The organism is Methanoculleus chikugoensis (assembly GCF_019669965.1).
GTDB classification, from domain to species: domain Archaea; phylum Halobacteriota; class Methanomicrobia; order Methanomicrobiales; family Methanoculleaceae; genus Methanoculleus; species Methanoculleus chikugoensis.
Genome location: NZ_AP019781.1, coordinates 1266724 through 1290842 on the forward strand (window position 1 = coordinate 1266724; position 24119 = coordinate 1290842).

31 protein-coding genes are annotated in these 24119 nt (G+C 61.3%); 12 read left to right on the top strand and 19 right to left on the bottom strand.

Annotated features, from left to right (window positions below; genetic code table 11):
* Positions 1-72 precede the first annotated feature (72 nt).
* Positions 73-888, top strand: coding sequence for a hypothetical protein (locus tag MchiMG62_RS06395; protein ID WP_221058477.1), 816 nt, complete (start codon positions 73-75; stop codon positions 886-888).
* Positions 889-1164: 276 nt separating this feature from the next.
* On the opposite strand, the gene MchiMG62_RS06400 is transcribed toward MchiMG62_RS06395, so the two are convergent.
* Complete coding sequence (locus MchiMG62_RS06400; protein WP_243668291.1) at positions 1165-1326, bottom strand: type II toxin-antitoxin system HicA family toxin; 162 nt, start codon at positions 1324-1326, stop codon at positions 1165-1167.
* A gap of 56 nt (positions 1327-1382) precedes the next feature.
* A complete protein-coding gene (locus MchiMG62_RS06405; RefSeq protein ID WP_221058478.1) occupies positions 1383-1619 on the bottom strand; it encodes a type II toxin-antitoxin system HicB family antitoxin in 237 nt (78 codons plus the stop codon).
* Between the two features lie 130 nt (positions 1620-1749).
* Between MchiMG62_RS06405 and MchiMG62_RS13295 the strand changes: the two genes are divergently transcribed.
* The 5 genes from MchiMG62_RS13295 (at position 1750) to MchiMG62_RS06425 (ending at position 3516) form a co-directional block, all read left to right on the top strand.
* The gene (locus MchiMG62_RS13295) at positions 1750-1878 is read left to right on the top strand and encodes a hypothetical protein (RefSeq protein ID WP_280636177.1); all 129 of its coding nucleotides are present in this window, start codon (positions 1750-1752) and stop codon (positions 1876-1878) included.
* 146 nt (positions 1879-2024) lie between these two features.
* The gene (locus MchiMG62_RS06410; RefSeq protein ID WP_011843947.1) at positions 2025-2366 is read left to right on the top strand and encodes a transcriptional regulator; all 342 of its coding nucleotides are present in this window, start codon (positions 2025-2027) and stop codon (positions 2364-2366) included.
* Positions 2367-2406: 40 nt separating this feature from the next.
* Entirely contained in the window at positions 2407-2886 is a 480-nt protein-coding gene (locus MchiMG62_RS06415; protein ID WP_244987828.1) for a hypothetical protein, read from the top strand.
* A 1-nt stretch (position 2887) separates the two neighbouring features.
* Entirely contained in the window at positions 2888-3223 is a 336-nt protein-coding gene (locus MchiMG62_RS06420) for a type II toxin-antitoxin system PemK/MazF family toxin (RefSeq protein WP_221058480.1), read from the top strand.
* Positions 3224-3297: 74 nt separating this feature from the next.
* On the top strand, positions 3298-3516 hold the full coding sequence (locus MchiMG62_RS06425; RefSeq protein ID WP_221058481.1) for a type II toxin-antitoxin system HicB family antitoxin: 219 nt from the start codon (positions 3298-3300) through the stop codon (positions 3514-3516).
* Positions 3517-3585: 69 nt separating this feature from the next.
* On the opposite strand, the gene MchiMG62_RS06430 is transcribed toward MchiMG62_RS06425, so the two are convergent.
* From MchiMG62_RS06430 to MchiMG62_RS06440, 3 genes are all read right to left on the bottom strand, one after another.
* The gene (locus tag MchiMG62_RS06430) at positions 3586-3843 is read right to left on the bottom strand and encodes a type II toxin-antitoxin system HicB family antitoxin (RefSeq protein WP_244987829.1); all 258 of its coding nucleotides are present in this window, start codon (positions 3841-3843) and stop codon (positions 3586-3588) included.
* A complete protein-coding gene (locus MchiMG62_RS06435) occupies positions 3840-5333 on the bottom strand; it encodes a DUF4062 domain-containing protein (RefSeq protein WP_244987830.1) in 1494 nt (497 codons plus the stop codon). Before MchiMG62_RS06435 ends, MchiMG62_RS06430 begins: the two co-directional genes overlap by 4 nt.
* 181 nt (positions 5334-5514) lie before the next feature.
* Positions 5515-5958 (bottom strand): hypothetical protein, encoded by a 444-nt coding sequence (locus MchiMG62_RS06440; RefSeq protein ID WP_342367227.1) that lies wholly within the window; start codon positions 5956-5958, stop codon positions 5515-5517.
* Between the two features lie 61 nt (positions 5959-6019).
* On the opposite strand from MchiMG62_RS06440, the gene MchiMG62_RS06445 reads away from it, so the two are divergent.
* Together MchiMG62_RS06445 and MchiMG62_RS06450 are read left to right on the top strand one after the other, a co-directional pair.
* Complete coding sequence (locus MchiMG62_RS06445) at positions 6020-6217, top strand: type II toxin-antitoxin system HicA family toxin (RefSeq protein WP_221058483.1); 198 nt, start codon at positions 6020-6022, stop codon at positions 6215-6217.
* Complete coding sequence (locus tag MchiMG62_RS06450) at positions 6217-6435, top strand: type II toxin-antitoxin system HicB family antitoxin (protein ID WP_221058485.1); 219 nt, start codon at positions 6217-6219, stop codon at positions 6433-6435. Before MchiMG62_RS06445 ends, MchiMG62_RS06450 begins: the two co-directional genes overlap by 1 nt.
* Positions 6436-6504: 69 nt before the next feature.
* Here the strand turns inward: MchiMG62_RS06450 and MchiMG62_RS13200 are convergent, their stop codons facing one another.
* On the bottom strand, positions 6505-6618 hold the full coding sequence (locus MchiMG62_RS13200) for a type II toxin-antitoxin system HicB family antitoxin (RefSeq protein WP_243668301.1): 114 nt from the start codon (positions 6616-6618) through the stop codon (positions 6505-6507).
* Positions 6619-6773: 155 nt separating this feature from the next.
* On the opposite strand from MchiMG62_RS13200, the gene MchiMG62_RS13205 reads away from it, so the two are divergent.
* A complete protein-coding gene (locus tag MchiMG62_RS13205; protein WP_243668303.1) occupies positions 6774-7151 on the top strand; it encodes a type II toxin-antitoxin system HicB family antitoxin in 378 nt (125 codons plus the stop codon).
* A 494-nt stretch (positions 7152-7645) separates the two neighbouring features.
* Here the strand turns inward: MchiMG62_RS13205 and MchiMG62_RS13300 are convergent, their stop codons facing one another.
* The 3 genes from MchiMG62_RS13300 to MchiMG62_RS13395 form a co-directional block, all read right to left on the bottom strand.
* The gene (locus MchiMG62_RS13300) at positions 7646-7774 is read right to left on the bottom strand and encodes a hypothetical protein (RefSeq protein ID WP_280636178.1); all 129 of its coding nucleotides are present in this window, start codon (positions 7772-7774) and stop codon (positions 7646-7648) included.
* Between the two features lie 459 nt (positions 7775-8233).
* On the bottom strand, positions 8234-8527 hold the full coding sequence (locus tag MchiMG62_RS06465; RefSeq protein WP_221058487.1) for a Fic family protein: 294 nt from the start codon (positions 8525-8527) through the stop codon (positions 8234-8236).
* Positions 8482-8886, bottom strand: coding sequence for an ATP-binding protein (locus MchiMG62_RS13395; protein WP_425331904.1), 405 nt, complete (start codon positions 8884-8886; stop codon positions 8482-8484). The genes MchiMG62_RS06465 and MchiMG62_RS13395 overlap by 46 nt, the downstream gene beginning before the upstream one ends.
* Between MchiMG62_RS13395 and MchiMG62_RS06475 the strand changes: the two genes are divergently transcribed.
* Complete coding sequence (locus MchiMG62_RS06475; RefSeq protein WP_244987831.1) at positions 8831-9136, top strand: GNAT family N-acetyltransferase; 306 nt, start codon at positions 8831-8833, stop codon at positions 9134-9136. The genes MchiMG62_RS13395 and MchiMG62_RS06475 overlap by 56 nt on opposite strands.
* Before the next feature lie 323 nt (positions 9137-9459).
* Positions 9460-9768, top strand: coding sequence for a hypothetical protein (locus MchiMG62_RS06480; RefSeq protein WP_221058492.1), 309 nt, complete (start codon positions 9460-9462; stop codon positions 9766-9768).
* An 11-nt stretch (positions 9769-9779) separates the two neighbouring features.
* Here MchiMG62_RS06480 and MchiMG62_RS06485 read toward each other — a convergent pair whose 3' ends face one another.
* Genes MchiMG62_RS06485 through MchiMG62_RS06515 form a run of 7 tightly spaced genes read right to left on the bottom strand, consistent with a single transcriptional unit; the run spans position 9780 to position 17544 of the window.
* On the bottom strand, positions 9780-10283 hold the full coding sequence (locus tag MchiMG62_RS06485; RefSeq protein ID WP_221058493.1) for an NADH-quinone oxidoreductase subunit B family protein: 504 nt from the start codon (positions 10281-10283) through the stop codon (positions 9780-9782).
* A 10-nt stretch (positions 10284-10293) separates the two neighbouring features.
* Positions 10294-11877 carry a hydrogenase large subunit gene (locus MchiMG62_RS06490; RefSeq protein ID WP_244987832.1) on the bottom strand — a complete coding sequence of 528 codons (1584 nt, stop codon included), beginning with the start codon at positions 11875-11877 and terminating at the stop codon, positions 10294-10296.
* Positions 11870-13351 (bottom strand): proton-conducting transporter transmembrane domain-containing protein, encoded by a 1482-nt coding sequence (locus MchiMG62_RS06495; RefSeq protein WP_221058495.1) that lies wholly within the window; start codon positions 13349-13351, stop codon positions 11870-11872. The genes MchiMG62_RS06490 and MchiMG62_RS06495 overlap by 8 nt, the downstream gene beginning before the upstream one ends.
* Positions 13348-14055 (bottom strand): hydrogenase subunit, encoded by a 708-nt coding sequence (locus MchiMG62_RS06500; RefSeq protein ID WP_221058497.1) that lies wholly within the window; start codon positions 14053-14055, stop codon positions 13348-13350. Before MchiMG62_RS06500 ends, MchiMG62_RS06495 begins: the two co-directional genes overlap by 4 nt.
* Complete coding sequence (locus MchiMG62_RS06505; protein ID WP_221058499.1) at positions 14052-14993, bottom strand: respiratory chain complex I subunit 1 family protein; 942 nt, start codon at positions 14991-14993, stop codon at positions 14052-14054. Before MchiMG62_RS06505 ends, MchiMG62_RS06500 begins: the two co-directional genes overlap by 4 nt.
* A complete protein-coding gene (locus MchiMG62_RS06510) occupies positions 14990-16936 on the bottom strand; it encodes a proton-conducting transporter transmembrane domain-containing protein (protein WP_221058500.1) in 1947 nt (648 codons plus the stop codon). Before MchiMG62_RS06510 ends, MchiMG62_RS06505 begins: the two co-directional genes overlap by 4 nt.
* Positions 16933-17544, bottom strand: a complete 612-nt coding sequence (locus MchiMG62_RS06515) for a GNAT family N-acetyltransferase (RefSeq protein WP_221058501.1) — start codon at positions 17542-17544, stop codon at positions 16933-16935. Before MchiMG62_RS06515 ends, MchiMG62_RS06510 begins: the two co-directional genes overlap by 4 nt.
* Positions 17545-18462: 918 nt before the next feature.
* On the opposite strand from MchiMG62_RS06515, the gene MchiMG62_RS06520 reads away from it, so the two are divergent.
* Entirely contained in the window at positions 18463-19833 is a 1371-nt protein-coding gene (locus tag MchiMG62_RS06520; protein ID WP_221058502.1) for a hypothetical protein, read from the top strand.
* 180 nt (positions 19834-20013) lie between these two features.
* Here the strand turns inward: MchiMG62_RS06520 and MchiMG62_RS06525 are convergent, their stop codons facing one another.
* From MchiMG62_RS06525 to MchiMG62_RS06535, 3 genes are all read right to left on the bottom strand, one after another.
* Complete coding sequence (locus tag MchiMG62_RS06525; protein WP_221058503.1) at positions 20014-22407, bottom strand: DUF362 domain-containing protein; 2394 nt, start codon at positions 22405-22407, stop codon at positions 20014-20016.
* Between the two features lie 254 nt (positions 22408-22661).
* Positions 22662-23267: a hypothetical protein gene (locus tag MchiMG62_RS06530; protein ID WP_244987833.1), complete on the bottom strand. Its 606-nt coding sequence runs from the start codon at positions 23265-23267 to the stop codon at positions 22662-22664.
* A complete protein-coding gene (locus MchiMG62_RS06535; protein WP_221058504.1) occupies positions 23264-23896 on the bottom strand; it encodes a hypothetical protein in 633 nt (210 codons plus the stop codon). The genes MchiMG62_RS06530 and MchiMG62_RS06535 overlap by 4 nt, the downstream gene beginning before the upstream one ends.
* Positions 23897-24119 lie beyond the last annotated feature (223 nt).

Below are 24119 nucleotides of genomic sequence, written 5' to 3' on the forward strand. Positions count from 1 at the left end.
TCTTAGAGGAGTCGGGAGATCTTATCTTTGCTATTAATAAATTATTTAAGCACTGGTTCCACGAAATTAATTATGAATGCCACATGGCAAGCACTATCACGAGAAGCGGCCACAGCTTCTGAGCACTTAGCAATAGGTGTCACAGCACTAGGAAAAGCTAATTATGCACAACCCGCATATTATGGGCAGGCATTCTTCGCGCTTACAATCGGTATTGAACGTTCTGCAAAATTAGCTCTGATTATAGATCACTTTTTGACTCAGGAAAAATTTCCTCCCATTAGCGAGATTCGTAAACATGGACACAACATAAGAGAGCTTCTTGAGAGAATAGATGAAATCGCCTCGCGCTATAATCCCTCAGAACGACTTCCGCGTTTAGTTATTCATGATCAGATCATTGCTATCCTTTCAGACTTCGCTACAAATATAACTCGATACTATAATTTTGACCTAATTACTAGTAAGTCAGGTTCGGTAAGCCAGAGCGATCCGAACAGTGCATGGTTTCAGCACGTTATGTTACCAATGATTAAAGAACATTCATTAAATCGTCAGATGGAAAAGCGTGGTTACAACGCGCTTATCATTGATGAACTCATTAACGGCAAAGCTTTGGTATCATACCACAGTGAAATTGGTGAGAACATTACCTCCGTTTATGAAGCTTCGATGAAGAAGGCTATAGCAGACATAACGATACCCTATGTCCGATTACATGTCATGCAGATTGTTCGTTTTATAGGACGCTTACTTAGTGCGTTAGGCTACTCTGCACAAGAGACAGGATCGGAGGTTATTCCGTACATGGCTGATTTCTTCCGAATTTACAACAACGATGACAAATACTTCAAGACGCGGAAGACATGGTCTATTTATCGGCTGTGATGGAAATTTTCAAGGACTATTTGCCAGTGATATAGAGATAAAGAATTTGAGTAAAACCCAGGGAGCGCTCTGTAGAAATACGTTCAGAAGAATGACCTTGGGGAACTAGGCTACGTGTACTCAGGCTTTGGTTCAGATCATAAGATAACCTGGATGGCGGGGCGTGAAGATGGGCAAAAAGACCTATAAGAATGCAGAGGGTCTGACAAAATACAGGCATCTACGCAAGCGGCAGATAGAGTATCAAGATATCATGAACTGAAATATATGGCCTTCTCACAACAGATCCTCAATCTCCTCCCGCTCAATCCCGGCCTGCTTGAGGATCTCCAGGAGCGTGCCGGTCGGGACGTCCCGCCCGTGCACCGGGACGACGGCCCGGCGCTTCGTCTCCGGGTGATAGAAGAGGTGATGACTTCCCTTCACCCGGTTCAGCACAAACCCCTTCCGTCTCCAGAATCTTGATGACGTTCCGGGGCGTGAGTGCCGGAAGTTCAGGTATGGGCTTTGACGGTGAGGGTATATTCCAGGAGCCCTTCCTCGGTGGGAATCTCCTCGCCTTTCTCCCGGAGCTCTTCAATATAAATCTCAACAGCCTCCCGTGCCATCGCTATCGCCTCGTCAACGGTCTCCCCATAGGTGACACAGCCGGGAAGGCTCGGCACAATAACAGTATACCCGCCTTCCCGCTCCTTCCTGAGGAAGATTTGGTAATTCAGGCTTCTCATCATATTATACTCGGCTCGTGAATGGTACAGGCCCCGATGGGGTATAATGGGCGTCTGTGCCTGTCCCCATAGGGGGACCATCCTTTTTTGGGTCGACGAAAAAGCATATGAAGAATCGAAACAAGCAGGTTGTATGGCAAAGAACCAGCGTGCGGACGTTAAGAACCCCAACAACCCCTCACACAAAGCAGCAGCGGACAACAGGGCGAATCAGCTCAACCCGGACAACACGGTCATGAAGTCCGGCAGATCTAAGAAGTGATTACCTGAAAAACGTCCTGCCTTTCTCCAGGATGTGCGGCTTGCCCACATCAGGCCGGGCCTTTACTCCATAGCGGAGCAATCCGCAGATCTCCGAACCCTTTATCACCTCCCGCTCCAACATCTACTCAAAGTTGAAAGTCACCTATGCCTGACGATCTCATAGCAATCGTGGAAGAGTCCGAGGACGTGAACAGCGCTCTCATCTCCCGGGTGCGCCTGGAGATACTCTGGGCGCTCTCCGAGCTCGGCGAGGACGGGGCCACCGCACGGCAGCTCAAGGCCGGGCTGAACCTGAGCGACGGCGTGCTCTACGCTAACCTCAAGAAACTTGTCGAGATGGGATACCTCCGCTCCGAGAAGGTGACGCTCGAAGGGAAGGAACTGGAGCTCTACGCCATCACCCCGGAAGGACTCGCCGAGTGGCGGCGTGTCCGGGGCTGGCTCTGCAAACTCCTGGGCTGCGAGGGTGATACCTGTGAACGATAGAAGCAAAGTCATTGCCTGCTTCCGGGAAGCGGGATTCCGGATGAATACGGATCTGTTCGAGCACCGGCTCATCGCCCAGAAGCTCGTCTACCTGCTGAGGCTGAAGGGCGTCGAACTTGCGTATCCATTCCGCCTCTACGTCCGGGGGCCATATTCACCGCTCCTTGCACGGGAGTACTACCAGCATGCCGACGAGTTTTCCCGGTGCGAGACGGAGAGCATGCTCTCTCCCGCCGAGGCGGATGCCGTTGCCGGACTCACCGGCCTCTTCGATAAAAGCCCGTCCCTGCTTGAGATCGGAGCGACCTACGGGTACCTGGCCTACGAGATGCGCCAGCCGCCGGAGCAGGCATACCGGATGGTCCGGAGAATGAAGTCCTTCTACTCAAATGAGCAGATCGTCAAGGGCGTCAACCGGGCGAAGCAGTACCTCTTCGTTCCCACCGACGAAGAGAAGGCGGCGCTCGACGCCGAACTGCAGGAGTGGCAGCGGGCCGGTATCCGGTCGATGAGGCATTAGGATGGGCCGGAGCAGGGGTGATATCTGGTTCGTCGATCTCACCGACGCACGGGGGCACGAGCAGAGCGGGCTCCGGCCTGCCGTGGTGCTCGCCGTCTCTCACGGGGGGATGACAATCGTGGTCCCGCTCACGACGACTCCGGCGGCGTTCGGGTTCCCGCACACCTACGGCGTCGAGAAGAGTTCACAGAACGGGCTTACGGTAAATAGTGCGGCGCTGGTCTTCCAGATTGTTGCCCTCTCAGAGGACCGTTTCGTCCGAAAGATCGGAGAGTGCTCGGTCGAAGATATGGAAGCAATAAGCGTTCTGTTGAAGGACCTGTTATTGCTGGAATAACTGCCAGACAACCTTGTTCCGGGAACGCTGAACAGTGTTCTCAAACAGGCAGGGCTGAAAGGGAGGGATGAATAATGTATCGATTTCTTGTCATCGTCGAGCAGACCGACGGCAACTACTCGGCATACTCCCCGGATCTCCCGGGGTGCGTGGCCACCGGGGCAACTCGTGAGGAAGTGGAAGAGCGGATGCACGAGGCGATCGAATTCCACATCGAAGGGCTCCGGGAGGACGGGCTCCCGATTCCGCCGTCACGGTCCTCAGCTATCTACGTAGCGGTCGGTAGAGGGTGAGCCTCCTCGATCACCGGTTCCTTCTTTTACAGAATCCAGATGACGTCCAGGGCTGTGAGTGCCGGAAGTTCAGGCATGGGCTTCAACGGTGAGGGTGTATTCCAGGAGCCCTTCTTCGGTGGGAATGTCCTCACCCTTTTCCAGGAGATGCTCGATGTAGAGCTCGGTAGCCTCCCGTGCCATCGCTATCGCCTCGTCGACGGTCTCCCCGAAGGTGACGCACCCCGGAAGGGTCGGCACGGTGACGGTATACCCGTCTTCCGGCTCTCTTCGGAGGAGGATACGGTAGTGCAAGCCTCTCGCTTCATGCTTGCCGGCAGGGCTCACGGAGTGTCTCCTCCGGAACCGTGTTTCGCTGCCGTAGCCCGACCCTTCTCAGTCAGGCGGTACTTCTGATGCCGACTGCCGGGTTTCTCAGGGATGGTGTACTCGAGCATCTGATCGGCCAGTAGTTGACGGACGACCTTATTCAGCTGACCGGAGATCTCTTTCTGTCCGAGCCCCCTTGATAATTCTGCTTTAGACCTGGGGGCAACACTCAGGAGCACCAGAACTCTCGCTTCAAGTGACTCTGGCTGTGACTCTGGCTGTGGTGTCTGGCCGGGAGCCAGAGTCCGGCGAATAATCGTCCGGAACCCATCGCTGACGGCAAACTCCGGCTCGGGCAGCCCGGCCTCGGTGCAGTGCCGGATCATGTCCCGCGTCCCCGTGCCCATCCGCTCGATGTAGCCGGCGAGATACATCGGTTCGGCGAGGAGGGGGTTCGCCGGCACCGACCCGTGGGCCTGCCGGAGTTTTTCGAGCGTCAGGGACGGCGGGAGGATGCCGGGGTTCCAGATCTCCAGGCGGTCGGAGAAGAGCATCACCTGGACACTGCCGTTGCTCGTGTAGTCGCGGTGGGCAACGGCGTTCACGATCGCCTCCGCCACCACCTCTTTGGGAATCTCGTAGCGCACCGGGGCCTGCGGGCCGGCCTCGCGGGTGCCGACCGAGAGGGCGATCTTGCTCAAGACGAAATCCACCGCCGCGTCCACAAGATCGAAGACCGTGCCCTTGTAGACCTGGTATGAGGGGATCGGTTTGGCCACCTCGGTGCCGTGGAAGTGGGCGCACTTGATCTCGGAGGAGATCAGGAACCGTTGCGGTTGTTTACCGAAGAGGAGGGCCGCGGCGTTCGTCACCCGGCCGTCGTCGAGCAGGTTCAGGTGCTCCAGCAGGTCGTGGGGAGAGGCATCGGGGGCGATGGGGAACCGGCGGGTCGCTCGGGCCGTGCGGATGAACCACGCCATCCGTTCGGGATCCAGGTCGTCGAGCGTCGCCTTCATGCACGGGGCCGCGTCGAAGGGGCTGGAGCGGATGAGCTGCTTCTCCTCCAGGTACTCAACGAGCGCCGCATACAGCCCGGCGACCAGTTCCGAGGGGGTGTTAAACCGCTTCCGGATCAGCCCGCCCTCCGCCCTGCGAACAAGCGCACGCATCTTCGGGTGGCGGGCGGCGTCGTCCGTGCCCCTGACGTAGATGAGCCGGTACTTCCCCTCGGCGGTGGCGAGGTCGAACTCCCGCTCGGTCGGGGAGAGCCCTCCGGTGTTCTCGTAACCATAGTCGTTCCCGAAGAGCCCGACATAAATGTCGCAGCGCCGGACTTCGTCGAGGTATGCAACGTCGGTGCGGCGGTCGGCGGCCGGAAGTTCCTCAAAGAGGAAGACCTCGAAGAACCGCCGCATCAGTGCGTCGCCCCGCAGGTAGTCGCGGAGAGCCGCCCGCTCGTCGGCGAACTCCTTCTGCACGCTGCTGATGAAGATGCGGACGGGGTTCATGCTACTGCTCTTACAGATGCTCCCAGACGAGTCCGAGCGCCGATCTTTTCGACTGCCATGTCTCCCCTCTGTATACCTCTGATTTCTTTCTGAGTAATCTCTCGGGAGTGAAGAAGAATCTAATGCCGGTCGATCGCGGCATCCTCTCGCAAGAGGGGTGTCGTCGCGCTACCATATCACATCATGTATCCGCCGCCGGCGAGAACCTCGATCGCCCGGCGAACTTCACCGCGCATTGGACAGCCCCGCACGAGGGGAAGAGCGGGGCGGATACAGCCTCCCCGCACGCCACCCGCCGAAAGGAGACGAACGGGACGATCCAGGCCCCCGCCCGGGTCCGGATCACCACCGCTCTCCCGGCGGGATTCACCGCCGCATGCCCCTCGATTGTCAATCCAGTTCCACCTTCATGTCGCTCCCGCACGACCGGCGCCGGCCGGCCGGAGAAGATCAGGCTCTTCACATCCCCGGCCTCGATCCGGTAGCGTTCCCCCTCCACATCGACGACGAGCCCGCCTGCGGGTATGAAACCGGATGCGAGTCTCTCGATACGGGCCGGAGGTTGGATCGGAACGCAAGAATCATGAACATCCTCATACAGTATTTCATACGGGGCAAACAGCATAGCGGCCACCCGGGGCTCCCGGAGGTTTCGATCGACGTAAGGTAAAATGGGCAGGGAAAGAATGAAAGTGAAAGACTGCATAAAGATGATCGAAGCGGACGGGTGGTACCTGGTGGCGACCCGGGGCAGCCACCGGCAGTATAAGCATCCGTCAAAACCAGGCCGGATCACCATCGCCGGGCATCCGGCGGACGATCTTGCTCCGGGAACGCTGAACAGCGTTCTCAAACAGGCAGGGCTGAAAGGGAGGAATGAATAATGTATCGATTTCTTGTCATCGTCGAGCAGACCGACGGCAACTACTCGGCATACTCCCCGGACCTTCCGGGGTGCGTGGCCACCGGGGCAACTCGTGAGGAAGCGGAAGAGCGGATGCACGAGGCGATTGAGTTCCACATCGAGGGGCTCCGGGAGGACGGGCTCCCGATTCCACCGTCACGGTCTTCAGCAATTTACGTGGCGGTCGGTAGAGGGTGAGCCCCTTCGATCACCGGTTCCTTCTTTTTCAGAATCCGGATGACGTCCTGCGCCGTGAACGCCGGAAGTTCAGGCATGGGCTTCAACGGTGAGGGTGTATTCCAGGAGTCCTTCCTCGGTGGGAACCTCCTCGCCCTTATCCTGGAAACCTTCAATGTAGACCTCGATGGTCTCCCGTGCCATCGCTATCGCTTCATCGACGGTCTCCCCGAAGGTGACGCACCCGGAAGTGTCGGCACGGTGACGCTATACCCACCTTCAGGCTCTCTTCGGAGGAGGATACGGTATTGCAGGCTTCTCATCCGATTGCACCCCTGCTCGTGATAGTTCATTACCCGATGATGCATAAAGGGTATCCGTGCGGGTGCCAACCTGCAGTTGAGACCCACGAAGAACACATTACAGACGAGACGACCGGCCAGGATATAGTGGTCAAGTATTATCACGACAAGGAGAGATGCAATTCTATCGGTGAGATCATGAGGACGTTTACGGCCGTGCTTTACAGGGAAGAGGATATGTATGTCGCGGAGTGCCCGGAGGTTGGCACCGTCAGCCAGGGCAGGACGGTTGAAGAGGCGGTGGCCAACCTCAAAGAGGCTACGGAGCTGTACTTAGAAGAATTCCCGCTGGAAGACGGGAGGCGGCCGATCATCACGACGTTCGAGGTGGCCGAGGGTGCCCGGGGAGGGTGTGGTCTGCCGGCTGAGGGATGACGACCAACGGGTTTTCCTTGAGTACAAGTTTAATCTGGTAAGACTCTCTGCGAGGTGCCGGTCTGAACGAGCGGGAGCTGCAGGCCATGTCCTTTGCCAGGGAAAACGGCGGTATAACTGCTGTGGACTATGCATCGATTGCCCCGGGTATCAGAGAAGACCCGGTACCGCGATCTTCTCGATCTCGTCCACCGTGGCTTGCTCGAAGCAATCGGTGCCAAAAAGGGCAGAAGATACGTTTTAGCCCGACTACGTCCCGGGAAAGCCTGATGTGTCGAGAGTATACCCTGCAAGATAACGGACATTTATCGGACATCTTCTGTTTTGGTGTGTGTCCGATATCCGACGTGTTCACCGCACCCCCTCCCCCGTATTCCACTCCCGCACGAGCCTCGCATAACACCCTTCGAAGCCTGATGGCTTCTCATGCTCGCTCTTGCTCGCACCTCGCACCTTCGGTGCTCGAACTCCGCCCCTCCAGAACATCGCACCTCCTACACCCTCGCCTGCGCCTCCGGCGAGCGGTAGACCGCCTTCTTCTCCCTGCAGACGTCGCACCGGCCGATCCCCACCTCCACCCGCGCAAACGCCCGGTGGACCGGGAAATCAGAGATTTTCCTCACTGCGTTCCAGCACTTCCGGCAGGGGCTCTTGCGGCACGCACCCCCGCTTTGCACCGGTTTCCAGCGCGTTGCAGCCGGCGATGTCACATAACGGACGATTTTTCGACGCCCCATCAGGGTTTCCTCCCCTGGCTGCCGTATCGTGAGATCACTTCCGGCATTCCGGATTTCGCACACATACGCACCCGCACCCACCCCGGCACCGGTGCCGGGGACTGTGTGTGCCTTCTGCTGTACTTCAGTACTAGGAGAGACGCATCTCTCTATCTGTACAGGTACTCTCAGATCCGGTGCTCATCACTCATCTTCGATCAGCTCTTCTTATTCATCGTATCTCTCAATCATCGTTCATTCATCTCTCATTCATCCATCACCTATCCATGCCGGGCGGGGAATCCCCCCGGTTTCAGGCCCCGAATAGCCCCTATTTCGCAGGAACGCTCTGGAAATCTCCACACTTCATGATGGCCTCTCCCGCAGGACATATCGTGTATTCCTCCTCGACGGGCTCACCTGCTCCAGGATACCACGGTCAACCAGGGCCTTGAGATCCCTGAAAGCCGTCGCTGCCGAGACGCCGGTGAGTGATTGATAGGCACCGCTCGTGATGCTCCCCTCGACCTTGACCCGTTCCACCGCAAGGATCTGCCGTTCATTCAGTTCCATCTTCCGAAGGGAACTCTCGTTCAGCATATCCATCCGCATCGTCAGGGTGAACCCAAGCGGGCTGCTGGCGAAGGCGGGAACCGGCATCCCGGCGCTGCGGAAGGCTGTAATGATCCGCCCGATGCCCGATCCGTAGCGTTCGACAAACCCGGCACATGATGGACTCGAACCCCTCGTCCAGCGTACTCGATGCCCGATCCGTAGCGTTCGACAAACCCGGCACGGTAGAAAATCTCGGCAACCTTCGGGTTGCGGTGGTAAGAGTAGTGCTCTTTGAGGATCATATCGATGGTAACGCCTTCGGGGAGATGGCCGGGATTGTGGAAGCGGATATGGTCGTCAAAGATCTTGACCTGCGTCTGGACCGTGTTGTTGAAGTAATCGCGGTGGATGAGCGCGTTGAGAAGCGCCTCCCGGATCGCCGGCACCGGAACCCTGCTCGGCACGACGATCAAACGGGTTTTCGTGCACCCCTCCCGCCAGCGCAGGGGATACGGCGCCCTCCTGATGCATGCCCTGGAGAGCGAGGCGCTCCGCCGCGGGATACGAAGAGTCGATCTCTCCGCCTCGCTGCCGTCGAAGCGGTTCTATGACCGGCTGGGATACGCGACGGAATGCGAGGATTACATCCCCGTCGGGAACGGGAAAAGGCTGGACTACTACGCGATGGCAAAGACCCTGGACGCAGGCCGGTAGGCCGCGTGTTCCGGGGGCCTGGGTGCCATGTTCCGGTTCCTTCGTATCCCGATATGCCGAAAGATACTCACTCTTCCGCCGGTTGCCGCCCGGCGACATCCCGGCGCTCGCCGTGGATCGAGAGACCGGGCCGGAAGAGTCGTTCGCACCCGTTGCCCCGGATCTCTTTAGGATCCGGGTGCAGGGAGTGGCTTTCACCGTTTCCGGGAGCGTGAAGAGTCGCTTCTCGCGGACAATGACCGGCTCCGACCCGCGTCCCTCCCCGTGAAGCAGGTTCCCGTCGTTTCCGGAAAGGATAACTCCTCGCGGGGTGAGGACGTACTATGGAGCGCACCACGTCCGGGGCAGGCCGGTGTACGGCGGGGTCGCCGGCGCCAAAGGCGGACCGAACGGCCCTCCTCGCGGAGATCGCCGCGTTCGTCCGCGAGCACGGGGATATCCTTGCCCGATACCACCTCCATTCGATGGAGGACCTCAACCGCATCGAGCAGGAGTGCTGGAGGCTGCACGACGCGGCGTGCAGCAGGGGCGCCTGCGGGAGCGCCGGGGAACTCGTGGAACTCGAGTACCTCATCGGCAGGGCGAAGGAGATGAAGGCGAAGAGGATGGAGGGCGAGAGGGGGCCGGGTTAAGCCGGCATCCTTCAATTGGTCATCAGAGCGAGAATCCCCCGCAGGATATCGATCGGTTCGGGCGGGTTGCCCGGGATCTTCAGGTCGACGGGGAGGACGGCATCGACCCCGCCGAGGACCGCGTAGGTTCCCCGGTAGATCCCGCCGTCGCAGGCGTCGTCGCCGACCGCGACGACGTACTTCGGGGCGGGCATCGCCTCGTAGGTCTTCTTCACCGCAACCTCCATGTTCCGCGTCACGGCGCCCGTGACGAGGAGGAGATCCGCGTGGCGGGGCGACGCGACGAACGAGACGCCGAACCGCTCCACGTCGTAATGCGGAGACGAGAGGAGGTTGATCTCGATCTCGGTCGCGTTGTCGCTCCCGGAATCGAGCTCGCGGATGGCGAGGCTCCGCCTCATCCGGGCGTCGACGGCTCTCTTCAGCGCTCTCCCGACCGCCTCGACCTCCGGGTCGCAGGGGGAGATCTCTTCGGTCGGCCTTCTGGATACAATATTCTTCAGTATCGGTAGCATTCTCGTCACCTCAGAGATCCGTCCCCGCGTAGGAGAGGTCGAGGCTCTTGTTGATCACCGGGAAGTCCGCCACGATGTTGCCCATCACCGCGTGCTGGATCGCCTGCCAGTTGCAGAAGGATGCGGTCCTGACCGAGTAGCGGTCGATCCTGCCCTCCCTCACCCGGACATGGTGGACGTTCTGCCCGCGGGCGGACTCGACCATCGCCCGGGCATACCCGTCCGGCACGCCGCCCACATCCGCCATCACCGGGCCGTCCGGCAGGCGTTCGAGGCACGCCCGGATCATCGCGAGCGAGTCCATCACCTCGGACGCCCGGAGGCTGAACCGGGCGAGCACGTCCCCGCCCGTGAGCATCCGCACCGGTATGGCGAGATCGGCGTAGGCGCCGTAGGGGTGATCCCGGCGGACGTCGCGGATCGAGCCCGACGCACGGGCGGTGGGACCGGTGAGGTGGAGCGGGCGGATGAACCGCGGCTCGACGACCCCGGTCGTCGCAAACCGGTCGATGACCGTCGGGGAGGCGAGGACGACCCGCAGCGACTCCCGGAACCGCTCCTCCGCACCGGGCAGGAAGTACGAGAGCGCCCGGAGCCGGTCGTTTGATGGGTCCGCGCCCACGCCGCCGATCCTGACGGCGCCCCGCATGAACCGCGACCCGGTCAGGTCGCGGTTGAGGCGGAAGATCTCCTCGCGGAGCACCGTGAACCGGCTCGCGCCCACGGGGTAGGCGACGTCCACGAGCATCCCGGCCAGGCTCCCGAGATGGGAATGGATGCGCTCGAGTTCGGCGTAGATCGTCCTGAGGTACTCCGCACGTCCGGGGACGGCGACGCCCGCGATCCGCTCGACCGCAAGTGCAAAGCCGAGGGCGTTCGCGACACTCTCGTCGCCGCTGACCGCTTCCGCGACGGCGACGCACTCGTCCGGCCTCTTCCCCTCGGCGAGTTTCTCGATCCCCCGGTGCTTGTAGAACATCCGCACCTCGAGGTTCACGACGGTCTCCCCGACCGCGCTGAACCTGAAGTGGCCCGGCTCGATGATCCCGGCGTGCACCGGCCCGACCGGGATCTGGTACACGCCCTTCCCCTCGACCGGCATGAACTGGTACTCCTCCTCCGGCGGGATGGCGGTCACCGGCGAGAACGGCCTGTTCGGGACCGATTTCTTCATCGGATGGAACCCCTCCGGGTAACACTCGTGGAGGACGAGCCTTCGCCGGTCAAACGCACCGGGAAAATCAATCCCGAAGAGATCCCGGATCTTTCGCTCGTACCACGACGCCGACGAGAAGACGCAGTCCACGGACGGGGCCGATTCGCCGTCGAGCGTGCACGAGAGCGTGAGGGTCCCCGGGATGCCCGCCTTCTCCATGCAGTAGAGCAGGCCGGCCGTTCCTTCCCGGTCGAACCCCTCGACGCAGGTGAGGTCGACGAGTTCGAAGCCCCGTTCCGCGGCCGTTCCGCAGAGCCTGACGACGTCGCCGGGCGCGACCCGGAGCAGGACCTCTCCCGGCCGGACCTCTTCGGGGACGGCGCCGGGGGCGAGCGCCCCGGCCTCGGCAACCATCTCTCTCCCCGTCACGTCAGACACCTCCGAACCCGAGTTCGGCGACGATATCGGTTATCACCGAGACCTCCTCTGCCGGGAACCAGAGGCCCTGGACAGCGATGATGACGATGAGCAGGACAAACGACAGGCGCATCCCGAGCGGAACGACGTACCGGGTCGGTCTCGGGGCGCCCGGCCCCGACCTGGCCGAGAACTCGCGGATCAGGAACCGCGCCATCCCCGCGACCGCGACCAGGATCAGCAGCAGCGTCGCCACAAGGAGCCAGGGGGAGACGGTCGCCACCTGGACGAGCAGGAAGAACTTGGTGAAGAAGATGGGGAACGGCGGTACCCCGGCGATGGCAAGGGTGCCGATGATCACGCCCCAGGCTGCCGAGGGCTGCAGGTCGAAGACGTCGACGATCCGGTCGTCCGCCCCCGGGTCGTGGCTCCGGTACTGCCGGTGAAGGATCCCGGCCGAGAGGAAGAGCGACGCCTTCGTGAGCGAGTGCGCGAGCATGTGGACGACCGCCCAGAAGATCGCGAGAGGCGATGCGACGCCGATCCCGATGAGAAGAAGACCCATGTTCTCGATGCTCGAGAACGCGATCAGTTTCTTGAGGTTCTTCTGGTAGAGCATCGCAAAGGCTGCGATGCCGACCGAGAGGAGACCCGCAACGATCAGGAGCAGGGAGACCTTCTCCGCGAACGCCGTCTGGTGGACGAGGGCGAAGACCCTGATGATCCCGTAGATGCCGATGTTCAAGAGGACGCCCGAAAGGACGGCGCTCACGGCCGACGGTGCCTTGGAATGGGCCTCGGGAAGCCAGGTATGGAACGGGAAGATACCCGATTTCGCGGCGAACCCGATGAAGAGGAGGACGAACGCGGCAAAGAGCAGCGTCGGCGACAGAGAGGAGGCGTGCTTCATCAGCGTCGTCCAGGCAAGCGTCCCTTCGCCGAGGGTGCTCCGTGCGGTCTCGAAGAGGAAGATGATGCCCGCAAACGAGAAGAGCATCGCGGCCGAGACGATGAAGATGTACTTCAGTGCGGCGTCGATGTTCTCCCGTGCAGCCAGGATCGCCACGAGCAGGGCGGAGAAGACCGTCGTCAGTTCGGCGAGGATCCAGAAGACCCCGAGGTTGTTCGCAAAGAACGCGAGGGTGACGAAGACCTGGAGAAGCGCAAGGCCGCTGTAGAAGAGCCTGAGGTTGTTCGGGTTGAGTTCGCCCGTCTCCATCAGCCGCTCGGTGTATCCCCCCGCATAAAGGCTTGCGAAGAAGAAGACGATGCCGGAGACTGCGGCGAGGAATACCCCGAGATGGTCCGCGAAGAATATCCCGGTCCCCGGGCCGAGGTCGGCCGCGGGCAGGGGTACGGTCATGGCGATGACGCCCGTCACGACGAGGGCCGCAGCGCTCTCGGCGGCGGCGAGGATATGCAGGACGCGGCGGGACGGTATCAGCACGAAACCGATGATCGCGGCAAGCGCTATAGCGAGGTAGGCCAGGATCATGGCGCATCCTCCCGCGCCTTCCAGAGCGAGTTCCAGAGCGAATATCGCCGTATCTTCTCTTCGTAGACTTCAATCGTCGAATCGATGCCGACCGTGAGGATTGTCGTCAGGAGTACCAGGATGATGAGGTCGATCATGATCATGACGTCCATGATGAACGGGAGTTCGGTGACGCAGATGCCGAAGATGAGGACTCCGTTCTCCATCGAGAGGTAACCGAGCACCTTGGTGATCGCCTTCTTCCTCGAGAAGAGGACGAGCATCCCCATCAGCATCAGCGAGATGCCGATGACCGCGCCGAAGAAGAATATCGGTTCGGCGTCTGCGTGGACCGGTGAGAGGATGTTGCCGAGCGAGAGGTAGACGCCGACGATCAGCGCTATGGAGACCAGTATCGAGCTCGCGGGCGCCAGGTAACGGAACTCCAGGTCACGGCGGATGCTGATCCGCTCCTGGATCTCCCCGATGAAGTACGGGATGACGAGCACCTTGCTCGCGACCGTGAGGGCGGCTATCCAGAGGAGAACCGTGCTTCCTTCCGCGAAGAAGATGGCCACCGCGAGCGCCGCAAGCAGGAGCGACTGCAGCCGGTAGGTCTGGAGCAGGAAGGGGAGCGACCGAGCCGAGATCAGGAAGACGGCCGTGATGACGATCGCGACGAAGATGAACCGGACGATGCCGTCGACGAAGGGTGCTTCTATCATGCAAACACCTCGATGAAGATCGTAAGTACCGAGAAGAAGTAGGCGATGATGAAGAGGTTCGGGAGGGAGAAGAACCGCATCTTCGCTATCGACGACTCAAAGAGGCCGAGGATCACCGAGACGACCGATCCTTTCACCACGAAGAGGCCCATGGCGAAGAGGACGCCCGCCGCCGAGAGTTCGGTCACGGGCCCGAAGGGCATCAGCACCGAGACCATGATGGCGATGAAGAGCGTCTGCTTGATGGCGCCGGCGTATTCCATCATGGCGAGGTTTCTTCCCGACTGTTCGAGAACCATGCCCTCGTGCACCATCGTCAGTTCGAGGTGGGTCTCGGGGTTGTCGACCGGGATCCGGCCGGTCTCGACGACCAGGATGATGAAGAGCGAGATCCCGATGAGGATCATCGTCGCGGATGCCGGAAAGAGCATTCCCGCATTATTCCGCGCAATTTCAAGGAAGTTCAGGGATCGGGCCACGACGGCGAGCGCCGCCATGACGACGATGGAGGTCGGTTCGATGACGGCTGCAAGGCTCATATCCCGCGAGGAGCTCATCCCCCCGAAGGTGCTCCCGGCGTCGAGGCCGGAGAGCGCCGTGAAGAACCGGGCCAGCCCCAGCAGGTAGAGGAAGAGGATGACGTTCCCGAACCCGGCCACCGGTTCGGGGATGTACAGCAGGGGTACGAAGAGCGCCGCGACGACGGCCATGCTCAGGCAGACATAGGGGGTGGCCCGCATGACCCACGAGGAGACCGGGGAGTAGATCGTCTCCTTCCGGAGGAGTTTGGCGAGGTTATAATACGTCTGCAGGAGGCGCGGTCCGCGCCGCCCCTGTGCCCGGGCCTTCACGATCTTGATCAGGCTCATGAAGAGCGGCGAGACCAGGAGGACGAACCCGATGTTCAAGACTGCAAAGACGGCGAAGGAGACGCTCATATGAACCACCCCAGCCCGAGCACCAGGATGACGATGATCACGAAGGTGTAGAGCATGTACGTGTCCAGGGTTCCTGCGTGGAATCTCCGGACGAGCGAGGAGACGGCGAGGGCTCCCCGGGCGACCGGGAGGTAGAGGTACTCCTCGAAGAACCTGATGAGCGACATCTCGATCCGGGCCCCCGCAACGATCGTCCGGTCGGGGTCGAGCCAGGTCTTCTCGATCTTCTTCTCTTTCCTGTATATCGAGGAGAATATGGTGACCACGGGTTCAGCGTAGCCCGTCTCCGTATACTCCATCCGGCTGTTCTGGGAGAGGATGCCGCATCCCCAGGTCTCCGAGACCCGGGTCTTTGGGGCGGTCCTCGCCGCCGCGAGGAAGACGACGACGAGGGTGGCGGCCATCAGCGTGCCGACGACGAGCATGTCGGGCAGAGGGAGGTCGTAGCCGAGGGCTCGGAAGATCTGGAACGAGCCGACGCCCGCGACGACGCAGAGGCCGGCCAGGATCGCGGGGCCGAGGAGCATCGGCCTGCACTGTTCCTCTGCATCCGCGGCGCTGGCCGACCGGGGATGGGCGAGGAAGGCGATCCCGAAGACCTTGACGAAACAGGCCGCCGTCAGGGCTCCCGTCAGGGAGAGGAGCGAGAGGGTGGAGATGAGGAGGACTTTCGTGAGCGGGTCGACGGCCTGGAGGCCGAAGAAGAACGACTCAAAGAGCATCAGTTCGCTGACGAACCCGTTCAGCGGCGGGAACGCGGCGATGGCGACGGCCCCGGTGCAGAAGAGGCCCGCGGTGAGCGGCATCCGGTGGACGAGCCCGCCCATCTCCTCCACGTTCCGGGTGCGGGTGGCGGCGACGACCGATCCCGCCGTCATGAAGAGGAGGCTCTTGAAGAGGGCGTGGTTGAAGGAGTGGAAGAGGGCTGCAAGGAGGCTGAGCGTCGAGAGCGCCGGCATCCCGAGGTCGGTGAAGATCACGGCAAGACCGATCCCGCTGAAGATGATCCCGATGTTCTCGATGCTGTGGTTGGCGAGGAGGCATTTGATATCGGTCTCTTTATACGCGTAGATGATCCCGAGGATTGCACTCGCGGTGCCGAAGAGGAGGATGACGGCGCCTATGGCGAAATCGAGCGTGAATATGTCGAGGACTGCGCGAACGAGGCCGTAGACGGCGACCTTAAGCATCACGCCCGACATCAGGGCGGAGATGTTCGAGGGGCTGGCCGGGTGGGCGTACGGGAGCCACTTGTGGAACGGGACGATGCCTGCCTTGACCGAGAAGCCGATAAAGAGACAGAGGAACGCCGCGATGGCCGCGGGGGAGGCGAGCGGCGCGGCCGGGACAAGGGCGAACGTGCCCGTCTCGCCGTAGAGGAGGATAAACCCGATGAAGAGGAAGACCGTGGAGAACTGGGACATCACCGCGTAGAAGAGGCCCGCCCGCCCGACTCCTTCGTCTTCAACGTCGTACAGGACGAGGAAGAGCGACGCAATCGCCATCATCTCCCAGAAGACGAGGAACTGAACCGTGGTTCCGGCGAGGATCACCATCCCCATCGAGAGGATGAAGAGGTTCATCAGGGAGACAAGGAGGTTCCTGCGGATCGGGTGGTTGCAGTGCTCCACGTAGCCGAAGGAGTATACCGCGTCGGCGATCCCGACGACGCCCAGGATGAGCAGGAAGAGGGCCGAGAGCCGGTCGAGCACGACGGTGAAGTCGATCCCGGGGAGCATCTGCCAGAGCGTCGCGGAGACGGTCGTGGCGTGAAGGAGCACCGGGAGTGCGGCTCCCGCGAGTAAGGCCGACCCGAGAAGGGTCGCCGTGAGCGAGGCGGTGCGGACCGGCGTATCTTCCCGCCGGATGAGGAGCGGGAGGATCGTGCCGAGAAGGAGCAGAGAGAAACCGGCAGCCAGGAGGGAGAGAATCACTCCGATCACGTCCGCTGAAGTTCTCCGGCCTGCGAGCCCGGTTCCCGCTTCATGGGCGTGATCCCGAGGGCTTCCACCTCTCCGGTATGGAAGATGAACCGCTCCCGGATCGTCTTCGGGAGTTCCCTCCTGGAGATGGGGGAGAAGCCGAAGGACGCGTAGAAGTTGATGAGCCCGGTACGGGAATGCAGGTACAGGATATCCCGTTCACCGCATTCGCGGACGAGAAGATCCATCAGTTGTCGGTCGATTCCCCGGCCCCGGTATTCTGAGAGGACGTAGACCCTGTCCACCTCGCAGCCGTCCGGGTGTTTGCGGCACCGGGCAGTGCCGACGAGGTATTCTCCAGCCAGCGCCCCGAAGATCCTGTCGCCGCCCGGATGCACCTTCCGGTCGCGGTAGTGGCTCCACACCTCTTCTTCGACGTGCGGGAACTCGTGGGGGAAGAGTTCGCGAACCACGAGGGAGCCTTCGATCCTGGTGGGCGGCTGCGCTGCATCCGTCCTGAGGAGCCTTCTCCTCAGGCCACCGGCAGTCCGGAAGTCCTCGGCAACGATACTCTGGAGCGTGAGGAGAGACCTGTCCTCATCGTAAGTACGGCTGGTATACTCTGGCATTTCGGGGATCATCGGTGTAGTTAACCTCGCAAGGCTTTGCTGTGGAGTTACAGGGTTCGTAGGGGATCACGGCGTGCATGTCGAGCAGCATGGTGCCGGCTCGGGGACCTTTGAAGCGCCGGCGGGAGGATGCGTGCTTGAAACGCCTTCCGATCTTAATTCAGCAACATCAGGATAGTCATTTTGGTTAAATTCCAGGCACATCACCGGCGTTTGTCCTTGGCTAGTTATGCTCTTTCGTGCTATTTATATCTATTTCACAAAAACAGCGTTCTCTCCGCCCCGATCCTGATTTGCATGATTTTTATGTCTTTTATCGATGGGACCTTCTCTCTCGTGGGGGATCGGGTTGAATGAGCGGCGCCGTTTGCCTCACCGCGCGCCATAGCGCCTCCGACTGCCACTGCGCGCCCCAAAGGCGGAGCGCCCTGCCGTCCGGCTCCGATGGGTGCGGCTGAGACCGTTGTGCCGGCCGTTCCATCCTCCGGCGTTCGTGCGGCCATCGACGCTCGTTGCTCACATCTCGATTCGACTGCCCGCGTTTCGGCCTGTTTCATCTGGAGACGCAGGCGTCCCGCGTGTTAATGAGATTAAGATGACCATGAGCGTGATGGGAAAGCATCCTCGCCATCACCTTCACCTTCCCGTACGGAGGTGGGGAGAGCGCTCCGGGACGGCTTCATTAATACCCTGATGAGGCACTCGCGCCCATACTCTCCGGGAAGTGCCGGGATGGATTGTGCGGCGTTCGTTGGGGATGGGGCATCGACGCCGGGTCTCGCATCTCCCCATTTCACCCGGGGTGTTGTATTCCGGCAGGCACACGCCGAAATCACCATAGAGGCGCAAACAGCCGCGATGAATTTGCGAGTCTTTAAATTTTCGCTTCTGCAATAGAACCAGAAAGGAGTATCGGGTATGACAGGCCAGAACATTCTGATAGCCGCCGTTATCGCGCTGATCGTCGTTGCAGCGGGGATTATGATCGCATTTGCGCCCGGCGCGACCGGACCGACCCCCGGCGAGATCGTGCCGGTGCAGAAGGTGCCCACGCTGGACGGGATGAAGGCTCTCGCGGTGGAGATTGCGGATAAGATCGACGGGGACGCTCTCGCCGTGCTCGAGCCCGGAGACGAGAATACGTCGGCGTATACCGCCATCCATGATCAGCTCAACGCTTTCCGGTCCGCAAACCCTGAGATCGTCTACATCTCTACGATGCGCAGGGTGGGGAACGCCATCGAGCAGGTCGTTGACGGAGACTACGGCAGTGCCGGCGGATACGCTATCGGCGGGGGATACCACGTTGCGGACCCGGGAGCCCCGTACCTCGCCGGGTTCGCGGAACCCTTCGCTGAGGTTTACTCCGCCGTTTACGGGTACGCTCCGGTGAGGAATGCAAGCGGTGTCGTCGTTGGAATAGCCTGCCTCGAACCAAACGGCCCGATCGGGCAGGAGCGGCTCGAAGCTCTCGCGGCGGAGATTGCAGGACAGATCGACGGCGACGCTATGGCGGCGCTCAAACCCGGCGATGAGAATACGTCGGCGTACATCGCGATTCGCGACCGGTTCGAGGCCTTCCGGGCCGAGAACCCCGAGATCGCCTACATCTATACGATGCGCAAAGCCGGGAACGCCACCGAGTACGTCGTGGATGCCGACTACGGCAGCGACGACGGGGTTGCGATAGGCGAAGGCTACACCCTGACGGCTCTCGACACCGTCCTCCTCGCCGGCTTTGAGGAGCCCACCGCTGAGATTTACTCCATCATTTATGCGTATGCTCCGATAACGAACGCGAGCGGCTCCAGCGCCGGGATGGCGGGCATCCAGGCAGGGAGCCCGGTGACAGAGGAGCGGCTGAAGGCCCTCGCGGCGGAGATTGCGGGCGAGATCGACGGCGCTGCAATGGCAATGCTCAGGCCCGGCGACGAGAATACCACGGCATACATCTCGATCCGCGACCGGCTCGATGCCTTCCGGGACGCAAACCCCGGGGTCATCTACGTCTATACCATGCGCAAGACCGATAACGCCACCGAGTACGTCGTAGACGCCGATTACGGCGACGGGTACGCGCCCGCGATAGGCGACACCTACGTGCCCACGGAAGAGGACGTCGCGTTCCTCGCCGGATTTACGGAACCCTCTGCCGAACCCGGGTTCTACGTCGACGAATGGGGCAATGAAACCGCCACCCTCCTCTCCGGGTATGCCCCGGTCAGGGACGCGACCGGCGCCGTCGTCGGGCTCGTCGGCGTCGATGTGGGATTCGTTCACCAATCATAGAAGATAGTCGGGAAGCGGGGTCGCCGGGACGGGCGAACTCCTCGTTCCGGCGAGGCAAAGGGGAGGATACCCCTTCACCGCCCCCGGCCGGTATGGCCGTTCCGAATCGCTTTTTTTGCCTGCCGGCGCGGGTGCCGGGACAGCACCTTCGGGAGTTTGCCGGGGTTGCCCGCACCCGTCTTACCAGACTTCCCGGCCCCCGGCAAAACGTGCGGTGAAGATCCTGCCCGGATCGTCCGTCTCCTCCACGTTGGGGATCTTCACACCCGCGAGACTCCCGAACCCCGCGGGCACGTAGAGGGTGAAGTCCAGGGGAGCCGCACCGTTTGAGGCGGCCTCGAAGTATAGAGCGACGGCGCGGGGGTCACAGACCGCCTGATCGACGCTTCTGGTATACGCACCGTTGTTCCGGGTCTTATCGGCGTACCTGAACGCCGTCCCATAGAGTGAACCGGGGCTGACCAGGTCGGGGGAGATTCCGCCGTATACGAACCCGGAGAGCAGGTGCCACGTTGCGAGGTTCCAACCCGGCCACATCCCCCTGCCCCACTTCATCCCCGGCACGAAGGGGTCGTCGCTCACCGTTTCGGCCTTCGACATCTCGTAAGCCCTCGTCGCGATCCAGACGAGCATGTACTCGCGGGCGAAGTCGTGACCCTGCGGGTTCCATCGCGGATCGGTATGCTTCAGGGAGTAGTTTGCCGTCCGGTAGAAATCCCCTTCGAGCATACCGTAATCCCCGGCCATCTGGAGGTCCAGCGCATGCGACAGGATGCTGAACCCCGGTGTCCAGAACCCTTTCCGCCCGTTCTCGTCGTAATCGATGATGCCGTCACGGTTCTCGTCGAATCCTTCCATGAACTGCTCGACGAGCGAGGAGCCGGTCAGGCGATCGTGCGCCTCCGCGTAGCTCAGGAGGGTCTTCTGCATATCCCACAGCATGCAGGAGGGGTTGTAGTACATCGTCTTCGTCATGAGTTCGACGAACGCCGTGCCTTTAATCCTCCCCGGGTGCCCGGCGAGAGACGCGAGCGGCGTCCCTGTGGTGCCGTCCCAGCCCGTGACGTAGTACTGCTGCCGGCCCACCCCCCGCTCTTCGGCATACCGGTAGAGGTTGTACCGGAAGAGGGGCGAGTCGAGCCCTTCTACGGTCACGATGTTTCGCCCTTCGACGGTCGCCACCGGGACGTGACGGACGAACTCCGTGACCCAGCCGTTCTCCTCCTTAAGCTTCAGCCCCTCGGCCATGGGGACGGTCTTGAAGCAGTACCGCGAGCAGAGATGATCCAGTGCAACGCAGTCGAGAGATGCCCAGATGTAGCCTTCGGGGACTCTGACGGCGATGCCCTCGGGGTTGTGGTTGAGGTTGATCGTGTCGATCGCGTCGGAGACGTGCAGCATGAAGACCTGCTGGTTCTGCACCGCCCTGATGACGTCGGCCTGGGTTCCCGGCATCCCCGCGGTCCTCGTCGCGGCGTATGCTCCGTTCTCGTCCTTGACCGGCAGGTTTGCGGCGGTATCCATCTCGACGACCCAGGGCATATGCGGCAGTTTCGCCTTGAAACTCGGCGTTGCGGAGGGGGGCAGCGCGTACTTCCACGAGGTCCGCCCGGGGCATGCGCCCGAGGGGCACTGCGTCGGGTAGAGGCCGATACCCAGGTTCTTTATCGCGTTGGTGATGAGGTCCTGTGCGTGGATCTTCAGTTTCGGGACGTTGACCAGGACGCAGCCGGGATAGTCCCCGCGATCGTCGGCGTCGCCGCCCACGATCACCTTGTGCAGGGTGATCTCCGGGAAGTTCGCTCCTCCGGGAACGGGGACCGTCCTCCCCCGTGACGGGTCGTCGCCCAGCTTGTTCAGGTCGTAGACCATCAGCCGGTCACCCGCCCTGCCCGGCGGGAGGTACCTGCCGGCCACGCTCTCCTCGTACCCCCTCATGGGGTCGTCGGTGTGGGAAGGAGGGTGGCGCTGTGCGAGGTAGCGGCGAACGAAGTAGAAGCCCCAGCCGCCGTAGAAGTCCCCGCTCCGCCCCTCGAAGATCGCCTCGGAGGTGATCGTCCGCCTGGCCTGCCGGCTGAAGGCGCTCTCGAGAAGGAGGGAAGACGTGGAGGCTTCCCCGAGTGCCATCCGGTGGTAGTCGATATCGAGGTTGTCGTGGAACCACCGCATCAGGGCGGCTATCACCGACCAGTCGGTGCAGACGGGGGCGCCGAGGTCTTCGCCGTGCGTCCCGGGATCGATGACCTGCGGTCCGACCAGGTTGGGCTTGAAGAGGAGTATCCTGCCCGATCGCACCCGGGACCTGACCGCGGCGATAAAACCGGTCTCCCGGTCGAGAGTGCTCAAGGCGTAACCGATATGCGTGTAGATGTAGTCGATCTTCTCTGTAATCTCCGCCCAGGCGGCGGTGTCGTTCTCGTCGATCACCTTCCGGAGCAGCGCGGGGATGCCGGCATAGGCCCGCGAAGCGTCCAGCCTGGCGCCGCAGACGGGAGATCCCTCCGCGTCGGTGGGTCTCCTCCCGATATCCGAATCGACCGGGGCTCCTTTTACGTACTGTTCAGGTGCAGTCATGGTATTGCCACCTCTCTGAACGTTTCAGGCAAGGGCATTCAGATTATCCTCAATATCGCCCGGATACTGGTCCTTCCGGGATCCTTCCCGGTTTGCGGCGCATTAAGCCTTCATCGATCTGCCCTGGTAGTTCGATTTCCGCATCTGGAGATATACTTTCTGCTTTTTCTCTCTCCGTTACTCACGGTGATACCATGAACCGGGACATCTTGGGGGGCGTTTGGGGAAAACAGGGTAGTGTGGCCGCGGCCGCTTCATCCCAGTTTCAGGAGGATCGATGCCAGGGCGAAGAGGAGCAGGCCGTTGATCACGACGATCCCCGCAATGACCATCCCCGGAACGAGGCCCGGCAGCAGCATGCTGATACCGAACGCGATCGCCACGACGTTCAAGACCGTCAGGGTGACCAGGAGCCGTTTGAGGATGGGCGGGAGAGGAGCCGGTTCGGCGGCACCCTGCAGCATCGGGAGGAACCGTTTCCCGAGGAGTATCGCGCCCCCGGCGATGTTCAGGATCGCAAGGAGCTGCCGGATCACGTCGGTCAGGATGCCCGGAACGATGCAGGAGAAGATCCCCATGGCGGCGAAGGCGATCCCGATGACGATCAGGAGCCGTGAGCGCCTGTACTGGCCCATCGGGGTCTCGCCCAGGGCCAGCATCTGGATGGCCATGATGACGAGCAGCAGGCCGAGCTGGCCGTCCGGGGAGAACGGGATCAATCCGAGGTTCACCGGGAAGAGCAGCAGCCCGAGGAGGACCAGGAGGGCGCCGACCGGGATGACCAGGGCGATCGAGAGCGGGAGGGATGCCTCCCGGAACAGGCCGGTGCCTGTGGTTGTCCGGGGATCGTTCGAGATCACGCCGATCCCTCCGGGGGGTACAGCCGGTTGGCCTTCTGGATGCACCAGGCGAGGTAGAAGAAGCCGATGCCGTATACGATGAGGAGGACTGCGGTCACGGAGTCGGTCGTGATGCCGGGAAGGAGCGTGACGAGGCCGAGAACGATCGAGAGCACGTACACGATGATGCAGGCGATCGTCAGGTGCCGGAGGATCCCGGGGATTTTCAGCCACAGCCGGGCCTTATCTTCGGAGATGAACAACTGCGCGAGGAGCGCGGCCCCTCCGGCAGAGAGGAGGATTCCGACGAGGATGCGGACCGGCCCGGCCAGCAGTCCGGGGATGAAGCAGGCGGTCATCCCGATGACCGCCGTGCAGACTCCGATGAGGATGACCGCCCACGAACGCCGGAGATCGCCGAACGGGGTCTTTCCCATCGTGATGATCTGGAACGATACAATTACGAGAAAGAGCCCGTAGGTGCTGTCCGGGGCATACGGCAGTTCGCCTGTATGAATCCTGAAGAGAAGCAGGCCGAAGAGGAGCATGAAGACCCCGAAGACGAGCAGGATGACGACCTCGAGGGAGAGATCGGACTCCGCTCTCGCGACTGGATCGCTCTTCTCTCCTGGGTGGCTGACTGATCCCATAATTGCATCTCCCCGGTTCTATCCGGAGACCGATGGATAATTACCGTCGATAGAGTAAATACTCTGATCTGAATTATCGATTTATTTATACGTTTGTATTCTGACGCCGGCTGGCTCTGTCGCACCATGAGCGGAGCCAGTTCTCGATCTCTTTGCCGGGTTACGGCGCTGATCCGACGACGTTGTCGCGGATCGCGGAAATTGCCTCTGGTTGGAAAAGCGG